This window comes from Corallococcus sp. AB049A (assembly GCF_003668885.1).
Classification (GTDB): Bacteria; Myxococcota; Myxococcia; order Myxococcales; family Myxococcaceae; genus Corallococcus; species Corallococcus interemptor.
Genome location: NZ_RAWL01000866.1, coordinates 1 through 728, shown reverse-complemented (window position 1 = coordinate 728; position 728 = coordinate 1). Strand labels below are relative to the sequence as shown.

Annotated in this window: 1 protein-coding gene; it reads right to left on the bottom strand. The window is 23.8% G+C overall.

What is annotated here, in order from left to right:
- On the bottom strand, positions 1-728 hold a 728-nt coding region (locus D7X55_RS47675), incomplete at both ends, for a hypothetical protein (protein WP_199747361.1).

Sequence of the window (728 nt, the reverse complement as noted above, 5' to 3'; positions counted from 1 at the left end):
TTTTCGTATTTTTTTCGTTTTTTCGTAATTCTTTTCGTTTTTTTCGTATTTTTTTCGTTTTTTCGTATTCTTTTCGTTTTTTCGTAATTCTTTTCGTTTTTTTCGTATTCTTTTCGTTTTTTCGTATTCTTTTCGTTTTTTTTCGTATTTTTTTCGTTTTTTCTTTTTTTTCGTAATTCTTTTCGTTTTTTCGTAATTTTTTTCGTTTTTTCGCGTTTCTTTTCGTTTTTTTCGTATTCTTTTTTTTTTTTTTTTTTTTTTTTTTTGTTTTTTTTTTTTTTTTTTTTTTTTTTTTCTTTTTTTTTTTGTTTTTTTTTCGTTTTTTTCGTATTCTTTTCTTTTTTTCGTATTTCTTTTCGTTTTTTTCGTTTTCTTATCGTTTTTTCCGTATTTTTTTCGTTTTTTCGTATTTTTTCGTATTTTTTCCGTTTTTTTCGAGTTTTTCGCGTTTCTTTTCGTTTCTTTTCGCGATTCTTTTCGTTTTTTTCGTTTTTTCGTAATTCTTTTCGTTTTTTCGTTTTTTTCGTATTTCTTTTCGTTCTTTTCGTCTTTTTTCGTATTTCTTTTCGTTCTTTTCGTTTTTTTCGTATTTCTTTTCGTTCTTTTCGTCTTTTTTCGTATTTCTTTTCGTTCTTTTCGTCTTTTTTCGCGTTTTTTTCGCGTTTTTCGTATTTTTTTCGTTTTTTTCGTAATTCTTTTCTTTTCGTTTTTTTTTTTCGCGTTTCTTT